14 protein-coding genes are annotated in these 16,423 nt (G+C 55.5%); 4 read left to right on the top strand and 10 right to left on the bottom strand.

Annotated elements, in window-relative coordinates:
- Positions 1-91: 91 nt before the first annotated feature.
- Positions 92-1,294, bottom strand: a complete 1,203-nt coding sequence (gltS, locus tag ABLU67_RS23635) for a sodium/glutamate symporter (RefSeq protein ID WP_048262753.1) — start codon at positions 1,292-1,294, stop codon at positions 92-94.
- A gap of 287 nt (positions 1,295-1,581) precedes the next feature.
- On the opposite strand from gltS, the gene ABLU67_RS23630 reads away from it, so the two are divergent.
- The 4 genes from ABLU67_RS23630 (at position 1,582) to ABLU67_RS23615 (ending at position 8,177) form a co-directional block, all read left to right on the top strand.
- Entirely contained in the window at positions 1,582-2,973 is a 1,392-nt protein-coding gene (locus tag ABLU67_RS23630; RefSeq protein WP_004855527.1) for a uracil-xanthine permease family protein, read from the top strand.
- A 145-nt stretch (positions 2,974-3,118) separates the two neighbouring features.
- Positions 3,119-4,834: an AsmA family protein gene (locus ABLU67_RS23625; protein WP_348852556.1), complete on the top strand. Its 1,716-nt coding sequence runs from the start codon at positions 3,119-3,121 to the stop codon at positions 4,832-4,834.
- A 390-nt stretch (positions 4,835-5,224) separates the two neighbouring features.
- Positions 5,225-6,784: a PTS transporter subunit EIIC gene (locus ABLU67_RS23620; protein WP_116280705.1), complete on the top strand. Its 1,560-nt coding sequence runs from the start codon at positions 5,225-5,227 to the stop codon at positions 6,782-6,784.
- Between the two features lie 13 nt (positions 6,785-6,797).
- Complete coding sequence (locus tag ABLU67_RS23615) at positions 6,798-8,177, top strand: glycoside hydrolase (protein WP_014227265.1); 1,380 nt, start codon at positions 6,798-6,800, stop codon at positions 8,175-8,177.
- Between the two features lie 80 nt (positions 8,178-8,257).
- Here the strand turns inward: ABLU67_RS23615 and ABLU67_RS23610 are convergent, their stop codons facing one another.
- The 9 genes from ABLU67_RS23610 to ABLU67_RS23570 all read right to left on the bottom strand — a co-directional run bounded on the left by ABLU67_RS23610 (position 8,258) and on the right by ABLU67_RS23570 (position 16,093).
- Entirely contained in the window at positions 8,258-8,989 is a 732-nt protein-coding gene (locus tag ABLU67_RS23610; protein ID WP_014227266.1) for an SIS domain-containing protein, read from the bottom strand.
- 158 nt (positions 8,990-9,147) lie between these two features.
- Complete coding sequence (locus ABLU67_RS23605; protein ID WP_348852555.1) at positions 9,148-9,822, bottom strand: D-lyxose/D-mannose family sugar isomerase; 675 nt, start codon at positions 9,820-9,822, stop codon at positions 9,148-9,150.
- Positions 9,803-10,735, bottom strand: a complete 933-nt coding sequence (locus ABLU67_RS23600) for an ROK family protein (RefSeq protein WP_148851598.1) — start codon at positions 10,733-10,735, stop codon at positions 9,803-9,805. The genes ABLU67_RS23605 and ABLU67_RS23600 overlap by 20 nt, the downstream gene beginning before the upstream one ends.
- Positions 10,736-10,785: 50 nt before the next feature.
- Positions 10,786-11,646 carry a ketose-bisphosphate aldolase gene (locus ABLU67_RS23595; protein ID WP_348852554.1) on the bottom strand — a complete coding sequence of 287 codons (861 nt, stop codon included), beginning with the start codon at positions 11,644-11,646 and terminating at the stop codon, positions 10,786-10,788.
- 80 nt (positions 11,647-11,726) lie between these two features.
- The gene (locus ABLU67_RS23590; RefSeq protein ID WP_014839805.1) at positions 11,727-12,578 is read right to left on the bottom strand and encodes a class II fructose-bisphosphate aldolase; all 852 of its coding nucleotides are present in this window, start codon (positions 12,576-12,578) and stop codon (positions 11,727-11,729) included.
- Positions 12,579-12,589: 11 nt separating this feature from the next.
- Positions 12,590-13,681 (bottom strand): PTS fructose transporter subunit IIC, encoded by a 1,092-nt coding sequence (locus tag ABLU67_RS23585; RefSeq protein ID WP_064374908.1) that lies wholly within the window; start codon positions 13,679-13,681, stop codon positions 12,590-12,592.
- Between the two features lie 23 nt (positions 13,682-13,704).
- Positions 13,705-14,019, bottom strand: a complete 315-nt coding sequence (locus ABLU67_RS23580; RefSeq protein ID WP_004126741.1) for a fructose PTS transporter subunit IIB — start codon at positions 14,017-14,019, stop codon at positions 13,705-13,707.
- Between the two features lie 21 nt (positions 14,020-14,040).
- Complete coding sequence (locus ABLU67_RS23575) at positions 14,041-14,511, bottom strand: fructose PTS transporter subunit IIA (protein WP_004126743.1); 471 nt, start codon at positions 14,509-14,511, stop codon at positions 14,041-14,043.
- Between the two features lie 10 nt (positions 14,512-14,521).
- Positions 14,522-16,093, bottom strand: coding sequence for a transcription antiterminator (locus ABLU67_RS23570; protein ID WP_348852553.1), 1,572 nt, complete (start codon positions 16,091-16,093; stop codon positions 14,522-14,524).
- Positions 16,094-16,423 lie beyond the last annotated feature (330 nt).

The following is a 16,423-nucleotide window of genomic DNA, read 5'->3' as shown; positions in this document are numbered from 1 at the left end:
CGGGGTATCCCCGGGTTGCGGCGTAAACGCCTTACCCGGGCTACAGCCCGCAGACTGCACAATTCCGTAGCGCACCGCCTCCGGGTTTTTATCAGCCAAATACCGGCAGCAGCAGATAGAGCTTAATCACCAGCGCGTTAACGATATCGATAAAGAACGCGCCCACCATCGGCACCACCAGAAACGCCATGTGCGACGGACCGAAACGGTCGGTAATCGCCTGCATGTTGGCAATCGCCGTCGGCGTCGCGCCGAGGCCGAAACCACAGTGGCCGGCTGCCAGCACCGCGGCATCGTAGTTTTTTCCCATCATCCGGTAGGTCACAAACACCGCATACAGCGCCATAGCCACTGCCTGAACCGCCAGAATAATAATCATCGGCAGCGCCAGCGACGCCAGCTCCCACAGCTTCAGGCTCATCAGGGCCATCGCCAGGAACAGCGACAGACTGACGTTACCCAGCACCGACACCGCGCGGTCGAACACGCGGTACAGGCCCAGCGCCGACAGGCCATTGCTCAGGATCACGCCGATAAACAGCACGCAAACGAAGGTGGGCAGTTCAAATACGGTTCCCGCCAGCAGTTGCGCAACGATCTTCCCTACCGTCAAACAGATGGCGATCAGCGCGATGCTCTCAATCAGCACCAGCGACGTGATCATGCGCCCCATATCCGGCTTTTCAAACGCGGTCGGCGCGAGCTGATCGTCCGGCGTACCGTCCGGGGAGGAAGAGTGCTTAACCAGATAGCGCGCCACCGGTCCGCCGATCAGGCCGCCCAGGACGAGGCCGAAGGTTGCGCAAGCCATGGCCACTTCGGTAGCGTTGGCAAAGCCATAGCGTTCAACAAACAATTTACTCCACGCCGCGCCGGTACCGTGGCCGCCGGAAAGGGTAATCGAACCGGCCAGCAGCCCCATCAGCGGGTCGAGGCCAAGCAGCTTCGCCATGCCGATTCCGAGCGCGTTTTGCAGCAGCAGCAGCCCCACCACCACAATCAGGAACGTCCCCAGCACTTTGCCGCCGGAGCGCAGGCTGGCGAGGTTGGCGTTCAGGCCGATAGTGGCAAAGAAAGCCAGCATCAGCGGATCTTTGAGGCTCATATCGAAATCGATTTCGATATCCATGCTTTTCTTTAATACCAGCAGCGCCAGCGCGACCAGCAGGCCGCCCGCAACGGGTTCAGGAATGGTGTATTTCTTCAGGAAAGGGACGGTTTGAACGAGTTTTCTACCCAATAGCAGCACGAGTGTTGCGGCAACGAGCGTCGATAAGGTATCGAGATGAAACATAAAAAAGAGCTCCTTATAGGCGCATGATCCATTCACACGCGACGGTATTCCCGGTGTCGATTGCTTCTCATCATGAGTAATCGGGTAGGGATTTTAAGCAGAAGTACGGAAAAAAGGACAGGAAAAGATATTTTGTAGGGATAATGATGCGATCAAGCATACAAAATGTTAATAAATATTTGACACTTATTCCCTGCTTAAATATTTGCAGCTAAAGAGTGGCAAACGTTTGCTTTTGGTCTACAGTCCGATAAAATCCCCGCTTTGCCACCTTTGGGATTGTTGTGATGTCCGTTAACACCGCAGAATCAGAAAATGCGCAACCGGTTGCGCATAAGCAAACCAGCGAATTAATCTATCGCCTTGAAGACCGCCCGCCGCTACCGCAAACCCTGTTCGCCGCATTCCAGCACCTGCTGGCGATGTTTGTCGCGGTCATCACTCCGGCGCTGTTAATTTGCCAGGCTCTGGGCCTTCCGGCTCAGGATACGCAACACATCATCAGCATGTCCCTGTTCGCCTCCGGCGTGGCCTCCATCATTCAAATTAAAGCCTGGGGCCCGGTGGGGTCTGGTCTGCTCTCGATTCAGGGCACCAGTTTTAACTTCGTCGCGCCGCTGATTATGGGCGGGACCGCCTTGAAAACCGGCGGCGCCGATGTTCCGACCATGATGGCCGCGCTGTTCGGCACCCTGATGCTGGCCAGCTGCACAGAGATGGTTCTCTCCCGCGTTCTGCATCTCGCCCGCCGCATTATTACCCCGCTGGTCTCCGGCGTGGTGGTGATGATTATCGGCCTGTCGCTGATTCAGGTTGGCCTGACCTCCATCGGCGGCGGCTATGCCGCCATGGCCGACCATACCTTCGGTGCGCCAAAAAACCTGCTGCTGGCAGGGATCGTGCTGGCGCTGATTATTATCCTTAACCGCCAGCGCAACCCGTACCTGCGCATCGCTTCGCTGGTTATCGCGATGGCGGCCGGCTACCTGGCGGCATGGCTACTCGATATGCTGCCGGCCAATACCGCGCCGACGGAAAGCAGCCTGATTATGGTACCCACGCCGCTGTACTACGGGCTGGGCATCGACTGGAATCTGCTGCTGCCGCTGATGCTGGTGTTTATGATTACCTCGCTGGAAACCATCGGCGATATTACCGCCACCTCTGACGTCTCCGAGCAGCCGGTTTCCGGCCCGCTATATATGAAGCGTCTGAAGGGCGGCGTGCTGGCCAACGGTCTGAACTCGTTTGTTTCGGCGGTATTCAACACCTTCCCGAACTCCTGCTTTGGCCAGAACAACGGCGTGATACAGCTGACCGGCGTCGCCAGCCGCTATGTCGGTTTCGTGGTCGCGCTGATGCTGATCGTGCTCGGCCTGTTCCCGGCGGTAAGCGGCTTCGTGCAGCATATTCCTGAGCCGGTGCTCGGCGGCGCGACGCTGGTGATGTTCGGCACCATTGCCGCCTCCGGCGTGCGTATCGTCTCCCGCGAGCCGCTGAACCGCCGCGCGATCCTGATTATCGCCCTGTCGCTGGCCGTCGGCCTCGGCGTTTCCCAGCAGCCGCTGATCCTGCAATTCGCCCCTGACTGGCTGAAGAATCTGCTCTCCTCCGGTATCGCTGCTGGCGGCATCACGGCGATTATTCTGAATCTGATTTTCCCGCCAGAGAAAAACTGATCCTTTCTGACGCTCCGGCCACGCGATGCTGGCCGGAGCGTCAGCATCATCAACCTCACATCATCTCATTACACAATTCCTGTCTTGAGGATTACGCATAATTCGGGCATAACAGCCTTATGTGCCTCGCTCAGGATCGAAGACCATGAAATTTCTCAGAAAGCTGATTCTCTGGCTGCTGATTGCCCTGCTGGTGGTGATTATTGCCGCTTACTTCCTGCTGCAAACCCAGTGGGGCGGGCGCCAGGCCAGCGCCTGGCTAAGCGACGGTACCGGCTGGAAGGTCTCTTTCAACAAGATGGACCATAATTTCTCCTCGCCACTGCACCTGCAGCTGCAAAACGTCACCCTCGGACGCGACGGCAAACCCGCCACGCTGGTGGCGCAAACGGTGGATATCGGGTTTAGCAGCCGCCAGTTTAGCGACCCGCTGCATGCTGACGAAATCGTCCTCAGCGACGGCACGCTGAACTTCTCCCCTTCTTCCGCGGCTCTGCCATTCGCCGCCGACCGTCTCCAGTTGCGCAATATGGCGTTCAATAGCCCTGAGAGCGACTGGGATCTGAGCGCGCAGCGCGTCACCGGCGGCGTCAGCCCGTGGGCGCCGGAAGCGGGCAACGTGCTCAGCAAGAAAACGCAGATTCAGATGAGCGCCGGGTCGATGACGCTCAACGGTATTGAAGCCAGCAACGTGCTGATTCAGGGGAATATTGATAACGGCGAAGTGTCCCTCTCGACCATTGGCGCGGACGTCGCCCGCGGTACGCTCACCGGCACGGCGAAACGCAGCGCCGACGGCGGCTGGCAGGTCGATAATTTGCGGCTCAACGAGATTCGCCTGCAAAGCGATAAATCACTCGCCGACTTTTTCGCGCCGCTGACCACCCTGCCGTCACTACAGATTGGCCGCCTTGATGTAACCGACGCCAGCCTGCAGGGGCCTGACTGGGCGATCGCCGGCCTCGATCTTAACCTGCGCAACCTCACCCTGAGCCGCGGCGACTGGCAAAGCCAGGAGGGTACGCTGTCGATGAACGCAAACGAGTTCATTTACGGCTCGCTGCATTTCCTCGACCCGATCCTTAACGCCGGGTTCTCGCCGCAGGGCATCGCGCTGCGCCAGTTCACCTCACGCTGGGAGGGCGGGATGGTGCGCACGTCCGGCAACTGGCTGCGCGCCGGCCATGCGCTGGTGCTGGATGACGCGGCGTTCGCCGGGCTGGAATATACGCTGCCAACCAACTGGAAGCAGCTGTGGATGGCGCCGCTGCCCGACTGGCTGCAAAGCCTGACGCTGAGAAAGTTCAGCGCCAGCCGCAACCTGATTATCGATATTGAACCGGCGTTCCCGTGGCAAATCACCGCGCTCGACGGCTACGGCGGCGAGCTGCAGCTGGTGAAAAACCGCAGCTGGGGCGTGTGGAGCGGTAGCGCGACGCTGAACGCCGCCGCCGCGACCTTTAATCGTATTGATGTCCGCCGCCCGTCGCTGAAGCTGAGCGCCAATGCCTCCACGGTGAACGTTAACGAGCTCAGCGCCTTTACCGAGCGAGGGATCCTGCAAGCCACCGCGGCGGTGTCGCAGCTCCCGCAGCGCCTGGTCAACCTGAGCCTGAACGGTCGCGGCGTGCCGCTGAATATTTTGCAGGCATGGGGATGGCCCGCGCTGCCGGTTTCCGGCGACGGTAACCTTCAGCTGACGGCGACCGGCAGCGTGCTGGCGGATGCGCCGCTGAAGCCGACCGTCAACGGCCAGCTGAGCGCGATAAATATGGAAAAACAGCTGGTGGCGCAGGTGATGCGCAACGGGGAGGTCACTAGCACCCAGCCCCCTTCAGCGCCGGCGACAACGACGCCCTGACTTTCCCCCTCCCTCTCCCCCCACGGGAGAGGGGCCTGTTCCCTTCGCGAAACCTGTTGCCATTAAGCGGCTGTTTGTACCTATTTCCCGCAACCTGTTCCTTTCAAATAGCGGACTTGCTATAACAAAAATACTGGAAGTTAAAAAAATAATTAAAGTCCCTGAACCTATACCCAAAATAATTCGAGTTGCTTAAAGGCGGCAAGGGAGTGAGTCCCCAGGAGCATAGATAACTATGTGACTGGGGTGAGCGACAAATCTGCCGGGAGCAGATTTGAACGTCGCTTGCGACGGCCCGTGAGGGCGAGGCCCTTGGATGGGCCGAGTAATCCGTAGCTAACACATAAGCAACTTGAAGTATGACGGGTATACAAAAATAAAGGAACGACCATGTCTGTAATACGTCAACGTATTCTGGAGAATATGCAAAAATTCTCCAGAGCAATGATCGGTGCAGTATTGTTCTTGCCGGTCATCGGCTTAATTTTGGCACTCAGTTCAGTCTTAACTAACCCAACATTAATTTCGGAGACCAGTTTTTTACACCAGCTCGGACAGCTCCTCGGCGATACCTTCTGGCCATTATTTGGCAATCTGGGATTACTCTTTTGCGTCGGTATCAGCTATGGCCTGGCAAAAGATAAAAAAACCGAAGTGGCGCTGGTGTCGGTAATGTGTTTTATCATGTTTCTTGGCGCTAACCACTCGTGGCTGGAACATACCCACGGACTCGCGGAAAAAATTAACGGCGAATATTACGGTACCGGGCAGACTCAGCTGCTGGGGTTTGTGGTAGTCGATATGGGGGTCTTCCTCGGGATTATTCTCGGCTGCACCATCGCCTGGGTGCATAACAAAGTGTCGACGATTGAACTGCCCGGCGCGCTCTCCATGTACGGCGGAGCCAAGCTGACGCTGGTGGCGATGACCCCGGTCGTCATTTTCTACGCCATCGCCTTTACCTGGATCTGGCCGTTTATGACCCACGGCATCGCGGCGCTGACCGGCTTTATGAAGAATGCCGGCGTGGCGGGGGTCTTCGTCTACGGCTTCTTTGAAAAATTCCTCATCCCCACCGGCCTGCACCACTTCGTCTGGTCGCCGTTCCAGCTCACGCAAATCGGCGGAACGCTCAACGTCGACGGCCAGGTCGTCTCCGGCACCCAGGCGATTTTCCTCGCCTATATGCGCCACCCGGATTTAACCCCGGTAATGAACGAGGCGCTGCGTTTCTCGCAGCAGGGGATGACCACCATCTTCGGCCTGGCTGGCGCCTCTCTGGCGTTCTACCACACGGCGAAACCGGAGAAAAAAATGATGGCCAAAGCGATTCTGCTGCCGGCCATTATCACCTCTATGCTCACCGGCATCACCGAGCCGATTGAGTTTACCTTCCTGTTCGTTTCGCCGCTGCTGTGGGTGATCCACGCCACCTTAACCGCGGCCTCGCAGGCGATTTGCGACATCTTCACCGTGCGTCCCTGGGGCGCTTCCGGGCTGATTGAGTTCCTGATTTACAACCTGCCGCTGCCGGTCTCCCTGACGCGCTGGCCCGGCTACGTGCTTATCGGGCTCGGTCAGTTCGCCGTCTACTACGTTATCTTCCGCACCCTGGTCATTAAGTTGAATCTCAAAACACCGGGTCGTGAAGACGATGAAAACGTGAAGTTATATAGCAAGGCTGATTACCGAAAAAAAATGGGCGAACCGCAGTCGGTCACCAACGAAATTATTAATGGTCTGGGTGGTAAAGAGAACATTATTTCCGTCGATAACTGTTTCACCCGCCTGCGCGTCGCTATTCATAATATGGATCTGGTTGACGATGCGATATTAAAAAGCACCGGCGCAAATGGCGTAGTACGAAATCGAAATGAAGTTCAGGTTATTTACGGCGTCAAAGTGGGACAGGTTCGTTCCCGGGTTGATAGCTGGCTAGCAGAAAATTAATTGGGAGTGATTTATGAAATTAACCGTATTAGGCGGGGGCGGCGTTCGCTCTGCGTTTCTGGCGAAATCTCTGGCATATAACGCGCACCGCATTGGTTTAACGGAAGTGGTCTTTCTCGACAGCTCCGCGGAGAATCTGACAATATTCGGCGAGATCGCCCGCTATGTGTTTAATGCCATTCGCCCGGATATTCATTTCAGCGTAACCAGCGACCCGGTGCCGGCGCTAAAAAATAGCCACTATGTGATAACCACCCTACGGGTGGGCGGCGATGAGAGCCGGATCCGCGACGAGCGTATCGCCCTGGCGCACAACACGCTGGGCCAGGAGACCACCGGCGCGGGCGGTTTCGCCATGGCGATGCGTTCCATTCCGGCGATTCTTCACTACTGCCGCCTGATTGAAGAGCACGCCGCCGAAGATGCCATTCTGTTTAACTTCACCAACCCGTCAGGGCTGGTCACCGAGGCGATTATCAAATCCGGCTTTAAGCGTCGGGTGTACGGCATCTGCGATGCCCCGTCGGAGCTAATTCGCGAGCTGCCCGAGATCCTCGGCTGCGACGAGCGCGATCTCGGCGTCGAGTGCTACGGGCTGAACCACTTCTCCTGGTTTACCCATTTCACCGTGCGCGGCGAGGATGTCACCGAGCGCCTGATCGCCAGCCCGGACCTGTATCGCAAGACGGCGATGCAGTACTTTTCGCCGGAGCTGGTTCAGCTATGCGATAAGCAGCTGCTTAATGAATATCTTTACTACTACTACTATCGCGAAGTGGCTTTGAAAGCGATTCAGAACGCGCCGGAAACCCGCGGCGAGCAGATTGCGCGCATCAATCACGATATGCGCGAAGCGCTGCTGACCGTTGATGTCAAAGCCAACCCGGAAGCGGCGTTTACCATCTGGATGAAGCACTATCTGCGCCGGGAAAATAGCTATATGCAGAACGAGTCGCAGCAGGAAAAATTCCATACCCGCGAGCCGTTGACCTTAAAGCAGTTTATCGAGGAGCCGGATACCGGCGGCTACGCGGGCGTGGCGCTGGATATTCTGGAGGCGGTCAACAGCACCACCACCAAGCGCATCGTGGTATCGATGCCCAACAACGGCACGCTGGACTTCCTGCGCCCGGACGATGTGATTGAGATCAGCTGCGACCTGAGCAAAGAGGGCCTGAAGCCGGTGACGCCGAAGCATGTGCCGACGGCGCAGAAGAATATGATCGCCAGCGTGAAAGAGTATGAGCGGCTGGCGGTGGCGGCCATTCTGCAGCGCGATAAATCGCTGGCGGTACGGGCGCTGATGGCGCATCCGCTGGTCGGCTCTTATTCGCTGGCAAAAACGCTGGTTGAAGCCTATCTCGACGATAAGCAGTTCGCCGACTGGCAATAAACGCCCGGTGAAATCCCCCGGATGGCGGCTAACGCCTTATCCGGGCTACCGGATCGCAGCCGATAGCCCGGACAGGCGCCTCACGCGCCGCCTCCGGGGATCCCCGTCTGCATAAACCACATCTTCAGCAGCCGCTCAAAGCCGAGTATGCAGTAGCCAAAAAAGGGGTTACTCCAGTAAATATCATCATCGAACTTCTGCGGATCATGGATGATAAACGCCGTATCCGCCGCCTGCGCCAGCGGGCTTTGATAATCGCCGGTAAAGCAGACCAGGTTAATCTCTTTCCCTTCCAGCGCCTTCACCCAGTTCAGCGCCGAACTGCTGCGTCCGGATTTGGAAATAATCCAGATCGAATCAAATTTGGCGGCGTTCTTCTGCTCGAGGATTTCGTAATCCGGCCACAGCGCGAGGCTGGCATTCACCCCGGTCACCAAAAATTTATTATAAATATACTGGGCGATCAGCTGCGAAAAGCCGCTGCCGTGAATCAAAATGCGGTGATGTTGCAGGCTTTCCAGCAATGGCGTTATCCGCTCCACCGGCTGAATGCTCATATAATCGATGTCGTTGGTCACATCGAGTTTGGGCATAGTGATATTGAATTTAATAAAATAGACCAGCTCCAGCCAGCCGCTGAATTTCAGCTTCTTCGCCAGGCGTACCAGCGAAGACGGATTGCTATAACAGTGCTCCGCCACGGCGCGGATCCCTTCGCGAACGCATTGCTCAGGATCGTTCTGAATAAAACGCAGCACGGTCATTTCCGTTTTGCTTAGCTTAACGTCACGAAAGATGTTTTCTAAATCCATACCGGGCTCCTCTCAGCGCTAAACTACGCTATCACCCGGCGGCGCTGGCGTCTGTGGCATCAATCACCAGAATGAAATGAACGTTACTTTTTTAGACAAAATGGAATAAAAAAACCCTCCGTAAGGAGGGTGGTGGATTCGACAACGTCTATCTCTTTTCAGCGTCCGTACTCACTGCACAATAACCATTTTTTCGGTTCATCTTCCTGAATCATCGGGAAGCGACCGCTATCTTCCAGAAAACGATTGTCGCGCTTATCATCGTTCACCATCGAAATTTCCCAGCCCATTACCAGCGCGTTTTCAGCCCAAAAACGGTGGTACAGCGTGGGCGGCAGGCAAACGCCCTGCCCGGGGTTAAGAGCCAGGGTTTCTCCCGGTTTCAGCGTGCGCTGGCGGCCATCAACCGCGACGCTCACGCTGCGCTGCATATCCAGCCGTTCATCTTCTGTCGCCCATGCCAGCTGCAGACAGAGCCGGCCGCCGCCGCGGTTCAGAATATCTTCCATTTTGTGATAATGAAAATGCCAGGGGGTTTGCTGATCCTGCTGAATCTGCAACATCTTCTCGGCGTAGGGCTTGGGATAGCGCGAATCGCCCGGCGCGCCGTTACGCAGGGTCCACAGCGTCAGTCCGGTTTCCTGAAAACGGCCGCTGCCAAAATCGGTAATATCCCAGCCAAGCTGTAGATCCCGAACTTCTCGCCACTCTTCAAACCGCTTTTTCGCCCAGATATCGGCGGTAAAGCAGGCAAACTCGGGTAAGCAAATGCGAAAGGACTCGGCGATAGCATGCGCTTTATCAATCGCGTAGTTAATCTGTGAACGTTTCATTTTCGACTCCGCTGCGGACGGCCAGCCAGGCTGCGCCGCGCATGCCGCTACTGTCACCATGTCGGGCAGGCACGATGGGGGTGGTGAAATGGTCGGTAAACACCAGCGGGGCGACATCCGCCTCCAGGTCGTTCACCAGCAGCGCCACGTTAGACAGGCCGCCGCCGAGAACAATCACGCCGGGATCGATAAGATTCACCACCGTCGCCAGCGTCCGCGCCAGCTGCTGGCGAAAGCGCAGCACCTGCTCGCAGGCGGCATGCTCGCCCTCCAGCGCCCGGGCGATAATAGCCTGACTGCTGAGCGCCTGCCGGGTCATCAAACGATAGCGCGCGCTCAGCCCGGTGCCGGAAATAAAGGACTCGACGCAGTTATATTTTCCGCAGTAGCAGCGCTCGGGCGGCCCATCGTTGACCTCCTGATATCCCGGCAGCGTGATATGCCCGCACTCCGCCGCAATCCCTGACGCGCCGGGGAAAATCTGGCGATTAAGCGCAATACCGCCCCCGCATCCGGTCCCCAGCGTCATGCCAAACACCAGCGAATAATCGGCTCCTGCGCCATCGCAGGCTTCTGATAAGGCGAAACAGTTGCCATCGTTCGCCAGCACAACCGGCTGGCCCAGGCGCTGCTCAAGCTCATCCTGTAAGCAGCAGCCGTTGATGACCTGAATATTGGCATTGCGGATCTTGCCGGTCTGCGGGGAGATACTCCCCGGCAGGGCGATACCGATAGCCAAAGGCTGAGCCAGCTCATCCCCAATCGCGGTGATTAACGCCACCAGCGTTGCGATAAACTGCTGCCGGGTCTGTTTTCGCGTTTCAATGCGAAAACGCTTCCATTCATGGCCTTGTTCATCCATCACTACGGCGGCGATTTTGCTCCCGCCGATATCCAGCCCCAAATACTTCATACCGGCCTCCTTATTCATAGCGAGGCAGGTTTCCCCGCCCCGCCGGGGGATTAGTACAGGCTGGCCTTGCCGGTAGAGCCAAAGAGCTTCATTTTGTGGCGAATCACCTTCCGCGCGGCGTTAATCGGTTCCGGATAAATGACATTCGGATCCCACCATGTCTCTTTTGTCAGAATTTCGCGCGCTTTCTGGAAATAGGCATATTTCATATCGCTGGAAATATTGATTTTGCCGACGCCAAGCGTAACGGATTCCGCAATTTCCGCATCCGGATTAGCCGAGCCGCCGTGCAGCACCAGCGGAATCGACAGACGCCCGGCGATATCGCGCAGAATGTGCATCTGCAGCTCCGGCTGCATCCCCTTCGGATAGATACCGTGCGCGGTGCCAATCGCTACCGCCAGCGTATCCACGCCGGTACGGGCGACGAAATCTTCCGCCTGCGCCGGGTCGGTATAGGTGACTTCTGACACGCCGCCTTCCACAGAGGTTCCGGTCTGGCCGATGGTCCCCAGCTCACCTTCGACCGACACGCCCACCGCGTGCGCCAGCTGCACCACTTCGCGGGTCAGGGCCACGTTTTCTTCATAAGGCAGCAGCGAACCATCGATCATGACCGAGGTGAAACCACACTGAATGGCGCGCAGAACATGTTCCACCGAGGCACCATGATCCAGATGCAGGGTGAAAGGCACGCGGCTGCGCTGGGTGATATCCCGCACGTAGCTAAAAAACGCGTCGCCAACAAAATCGTGCTCGCTGGGGTGAATGGAAATAATCGCCGGCGTATTTGTCGCTTCCGCCTCTTCCACCACGGCGCGAATAAAACAGCTATCCGCCACGTTAAATGCGCCGATAGCAAAACCATGTTCACGGGTGGGTTTAAGTAATTCGTGCATTGAAACTAACATCGTTATTCTCCAGTTTCAGGGTGTGGTAAGCCCTGCCAGGGCATACGGGCGCCGGCATGGAAGGCCTTACTGAGATTTAATCAGGCTTTGTTGATTGAGCCGGATGCGTGTAAATAGGGAACGATGGCGTCAGCGCTGGCCTGCTCCATCACCGATAGCGCATCGGCCAGCTCAATGGTGCTGTCGTGGCACAGGGTGTGCAGCAGCGCCGCTTTCCCCGCTTCAAATACCGCCGCCCCAACGTTGATTTTTGCGACCCCGAATTCCGGGCAACGTTGCAGCTGCTCGAACGGCGTACCGCTCCCGCCGTGCAGCGCCAGCGGCACGGATGACGCGCGCTGTATCTGCGCCAGGCGGTCGAAATCGAGCATCGGTTTTACGCCGGGGGCGTACATACCGTGGGCGGTTCCCACGGAGACCGCCAGCAGGTCAATCCCGGTCTGTTCGATAAAGGGGGGGACGTCCTGCGGCTGGGTCATTAAATCGGCATTGCTGGCCTGGTCGTAGCGCGGCGCATCCGCCAGGTGCCCCAGTTCGCCCTCCACGCACAGCCCAACGCTGGCGGCCAGTTCAGCGACCTCGCGGGTCTGGCGGATGTTCTCCGCCAGCGCGAACGCCGAAGCATCGATCATTAACCCGCTAAATCCGGCGCGGAAAGCCTGACGTATTTTTATCGGCTCTTTGCCGTGATCGAGACTTAACGTCACGGGTACGCTCGCCTCCTCCGCCAGTACCCTGACTACCGCCGCCGCCGCCGTCGCCGGAAAGTGCGACAGATGCCCCTGATACAGGTTGAGAATAATCGGCGCGCGATGTTTTTCCGCCACGCGCACCGCCGCGCGTGCGCTTTCCAGGTTCATGCAGTTAATCGCCAGCAGGGCATACCGTTCACGCCAGGCTTTGATCACCATACTTTTCATATCGGCAAACATAGGGCCTCCGTTTATTCGAGGGTAAAGGTGATTTCGTCGTCTTTGAGCTTTTGGTCGTTCAGCTCATCAAACTCTTCATCGCGCTCGGTTACCGGCTTTTTCCACAGCGAGAGCATCACACCGCAAATCACGGTGCCAATCGCCAGAGAGAGGCAGAACAGCAGGGGATGCGTAAAGAGCGGCACCACAAACATTCCACCGTGCGGCACCGGACTCTCCACGCCCCAGGTCATGATCAGGCCACCGGCCACCGCTGACGCCACCACGCAGGATCCCACGACGCGCAGCAGATCGCGGGCGGCGATGGGGATCACCCCTTCGGTGATCATGCAGATCCCCATCGGGAACGCGGCCTTCAGGGCTTCGCGTTCAGCACGGGTATATTTATGGCGGGTCAGCAGGAACGAGAGGGTGATACCGAACGGCGGGATTATCGAACCCACAAACTTCACCGCTTCCGGGCCGTAAACGCCGCTGACCAGCAGACCATCGGCAAACAGCGACATGGTTTTATTCACCGGACCGCCGAAGTCGAAGGTCGCCATGGCGCCAAGGATGGCGCCCAGCAGGAAACGCGAGCCGCCCTGCATCGACTCCAGCATGTGAATCAGCGCGTCCTGCAGCCAGGCAATGGGCTTGCCGATCAGGGTCATCATCAGCAAACCGCTAATGATGGTGCTTAATACCGGCAGCACCATAATCGGCATCAGCCCCTGCATCGACTTCGGCAGCCGAATATAGTGTTTTAGCGCCAGTACCGTGTAGCCCACGAGGAAGCCGCCCAGCATGCCGCCAATAAAACCGGTATGAATTTGCCCGCAGACAAAACCCACGATCAAACCCGGAGCGAATCCAGGACGATCGGCAATGGAGTAAGCGATAGCGGCGCAGATCAAGGGCACAATCAGCCCCATTCCCCAGCCGCCGATTTGGTTTAACATCCACGGAATGGTGCCGGTTTTCTCGCCAACGTTCGTCCCGCCAAGGACTTGTCCCAGCGCGATACAGATCCCGGCGGCGACGATCAGCGGTATCATCCATGAAATACCGGTTAATAAATGCTTCTTAATTTCCTGTGAGACGGGAATTTTATTCTCACTCATGGTAGATCCCTCCAGATTAAGGATCAGGCATTCGCTAAGGATTTTTCGACCTTTTCGATAAACTGAATCGGCGACTTAATCACGACTTCCGTTTTTACTCTGACAATCCGTTTATTTTTAAAACGCTCTTCGCCTTTAATTTTCACATCAATGGCAAGAATAACGACATCCGCAGCGTCAATATCTTCGGCCGCCAGTTCATTTTCAGTACCAATGGTTCCCTGGGTTTCGACTTTGACATTGTGGCCCAGCGCTTTCGCGCCTTTAATCAGCTTCTCACGTGCAATATAAGTATGAGCAATACCTGCGGTACAGGCAGCAACACAGACAATATTCATCTCGGACTCCGCTAGTTATTGTTAGTAAATGTCCGACTCGGCATATTGGTTAAACAGATCAATAATCCTCTGCGGACTGGTTTCTTTGAGCAGTTGTTCAATAATGTCATCATCCGCCAGCGCTCCGGCGACCTGGGACAACAGGCGAATATGGGTGGTATTTTGATCTTCCAGACGAACGGCAAATAAAATAATGCAGCGTACCTGGCTGCCGTCCAGCGTTTCCCAGGCGATATCCTGCCGGGTGCGACCAATGGCAAGGGTGGTATTAACAACGGCGGACGACTTTCCATGCGGGATCGCAATATGATTTTCAAACCCCGTTGAGCCTTCCGACTCACGCTGCCAGACATCCTGAATAAAGGTTTCTCGACAGCTTATCGCCCCGTCTTTTTGTAATAAGTCGGTTAACTCCTCGATGGCTTCCGCTTTATTCGTAGCGTGCATATCTAACAAAACGCGTTTGGTGTTTAAAATCCTGGTTATGTCCATATTCTTTACCTCATGGATATAAAACTTCATTATCTACAGCAGATATTGCCGCACGATGTAATTTGTCGGTAACGATTTTTTCCGTAACCCGTCGGATATCGGTATCATTAAAAAATGCGCTAACATAGACTACCGGCAAAGCTATTTCCGGCAGATTGATCGTCGAAATAACCAGTTCAATCTTGTCCTGCGGCTGAAGGGTATGCAGGCTGCTTGCCGAAACCACACCGACGATGGTCCAGTCAGGAAACGCTCTCAACACTCTACTTTTCAACAGGTGAGATGTGCCGATTCCGGTAGAACAAACCAGCAGAACTCGCTTGCTGGCGACCTGTCTTTCCATCGCCGCCTGGAAATGAACGGTGAGATAGCCAATCTCGTCGTCGGAAACCGCACGCTCGCCCCAGCGGCTAAAAACCTGATTGACCGCCCGCTGGGTGAGCGGCCACACGTCCGTCAGCTCGCCCTTGATATCCTCAAGCAGAGGGTTACGAATATAAATCCGAAAATTAAGGCGGTTAATGAGCGGCTTGATATGAATGAGCAGACCATCGTATAACGCGCGATCGGCGGTTAAATCGAGATCAATCATGGTGGAAAAAGCGCTAATCAGACGATCGGTAATTTGTCGGGCCTCATCGCTAGAATGCATATAGCGCACCATGCTGACATCATCTCGCTCTTCCACCACAACGCCAGAGGAGATGATGTACTGATAAATAAACCAGACTTCATCTTCCGGCAGCGAATGGTCAATACGGTGTTCAATTTTTCGCAGCATATTCTGAGCAACGCTAAATATCGTCTCATCAAAAATCTGCTGCCCCTGCTCACGCCGCGGTAAGGCATTCCCACGGGTAATGCGATACATCATAATGAGGATATGGGTAAAAATATTCACATAATACGGTTCGCCTAATGACCAGCACAGCTTGCGCTCCATTTCCTGTAATAATGACTGAACAAATAAAACGTCATCCTCACCAAAATAATGCACCAGCGCTTTATAGCTTCCTGAGTCCAGCCGGGAATGGATAATACAGCCGGGCTCATTATGATTAATCACTCCATTAATTAACGACGCCATCGCCTGGCGGACGCTGTTTTCGCTGCCTTCAATATGCGTCCCGCTCTGGCTACGAATCAGCGTTAAGCCGAGCGGAGCAATCCATGACTCAATAATTTTCAGATCATTAACGATAGATGCACTACTGATAAAATAACGCTCAGAGAGCTTATTAATTGATGTCTCCCGCGGAGTCTCACTTAAGAGCTGCGAAGCAATTTTCACGCGCCGGGAGTTATTCATCATGACATCGCTGTCCTCCCCCTCGTTACTGAGTAATTGGTCTAATTGCAGCAGATCCGTGACATTATCAGCGATCAGCATCACGCCGGTACCTGAGCGTTTGTCGATAGTCATTTTCCACTCAGATAACCACTGTTCTAAAAAGCGTAAATCACGCTGAACCGTTTTTTCTGACACATTTAAATATTCAGCAATTTTCATCAGCGTAACGTATTCTCTGCGGGGCAGGAGAAATTTCAATAATCTGTTCTGTCGTGAGGTAATCATTTGCATTATTTACCCTTATTGCATACCAGATTAATGTCTGGAGGCCAGCGCGATACCACGCGAGCGCTACATAAATCATTGAGGATAAATATAAGTAGCAGAGGCGTAAACAACAATACTAAATTTTGTCCAGACATCCGGACAGAAATAAAACGAAGAGAGGGATTGAGGAATAATTATAATTCAGATCACATTTCAGGAAGAAATATACGTGATAGCGATCTCAATTCATCATAAGAATATATCCGGGAATGGTTAACCGCCTTTAGCCTGACAGCATTCCCGGAGGCGGCGCTTGACGCGCCTTGTCCGGGCTACGGCGTGCAGACGGCTGGA

Source organism: Klebsiella sp. GN_Kp190, from assembly GCF_040061795.1.
GTDB classification, from domain to species: domain Bacteria; phylum Pseudomonadota; class Gammaproteobacteria; order Enterobacterales; family Enterobacteriaceae; genus Klebsiella; species Klebsiella michiganensis.
The sequence above is the reverse complement of the archived record's forward strand: the minus strand, read 5'-3'. Positions and strand labels throughout refer to the sequence as shown.

What these genes read in the sequence shown, in the direction of transcription:
- gltS (WP_048262753.1), bottom strand. Translation starts at nt 1,294, where the DNA reads ATGTTTCATCTCGATACCTTATCGACGCTCGTTGCCGCAACACTCGTG.
- ABLU67_RS23630 (WP_004855527.1), top strand. Translation starts at nt 1,582, where the DNA reads ATGTCCGTTAACACCGCAGAATCAGAAAATGCGCAACCGGTTGCGCAT.
- ABLU67_RS23625 (WP_348852556.1), top strand. Translation starts at nt 3,119, where the DNA reads ATGAAATTTCTCAGAAAGCTGATTCTCTGGCTGCTGATTGCCCTGCTG.
- ABLU67_RS23620 (WP_116280705.1), top strand. Translation starts at nt 5,225, where the DNA reads ATGTCTGTAATACGTCAACGTATTCTGGAGAATATGCAAAAATTCTCC.
- ABLU67_RS23615 (WP_014227265.1), top strand. Translation starts at nt 6,798, where the DNA reads ATGAAATTAACCGTATTAGGCGGGGGCGGCGTTCGCTCTGCGTTTCTG.
- ABLU67_RS23610 (WP_014227266.1), bottom strand. Translation starts at nt 8,989, where the DNA reads ATGGATTTAGAAAACATCTTTCGTGACGTTAAGCTAAGCAAAACGGAA.
- ABLU67_RS23605 (WP_348852555.1), bottom strand. Translation starts at nt 9,822, where the DNA reads ATGAAACGTTCACAGATTAACTACGCGATTGATAAAGCGCATGCTATC.
- ABLU67_RS23600 (WP_148851598.1), bottom strand. Translation starts at nt 10,735, where the DNA reads ATGAAGTATTTGGGGCTGGATATCGGCGGGAGCAAAATCGCCGCCGTA.
- ABLU67_RS23595 (WP_348852554.1), bottom strand. Translation starts at nt 11,646, where the DNA reads ATGTTAGTTTCAATGCACGAATTACTTAAACCCACCCGTGAACATGGT.
- ABLU67_RS23590 (WP_014839805.1), bottom strand. Translation starts at nt 12,578, where the DNA reads ATGTTTGCCGATATGAAAAGTATGGTGATCAAAGCCTGGCGTGAACGG.
- ABLU67_RS23585 (WP_064374908.1), bottom strand. Translation starts at nt 13,681, where the DNA reads ATGAGTGAGAATAAAATTCCCGTCTCACAGGAAATTAAGAAGCATTTA.
- ABLU67_RS23580 (WP_004126741.1), bottom strand. Translation starts at nt 14,019, where the DNA reads ATGAATATTGTCTGTGTTGCTGCCTGTACCGCAGGTATTGCTCATACT.
- ABLU67_RS23575 (WP_004126743.1), bottom strand. Translation starts at nt 14,511, where the DNA reads ATGGACATAACCAGGATTTTAAACACCAAACGCGTTTTGTTAGATATG.
- ABLU67_RS23570 (WP_348852553.1), bottom strand. Translation starts at nt 16,093, where the DNA reads ATGCAAATGATTACCTCACGACAGAACAGATTATTGAAATTTCTCCTG.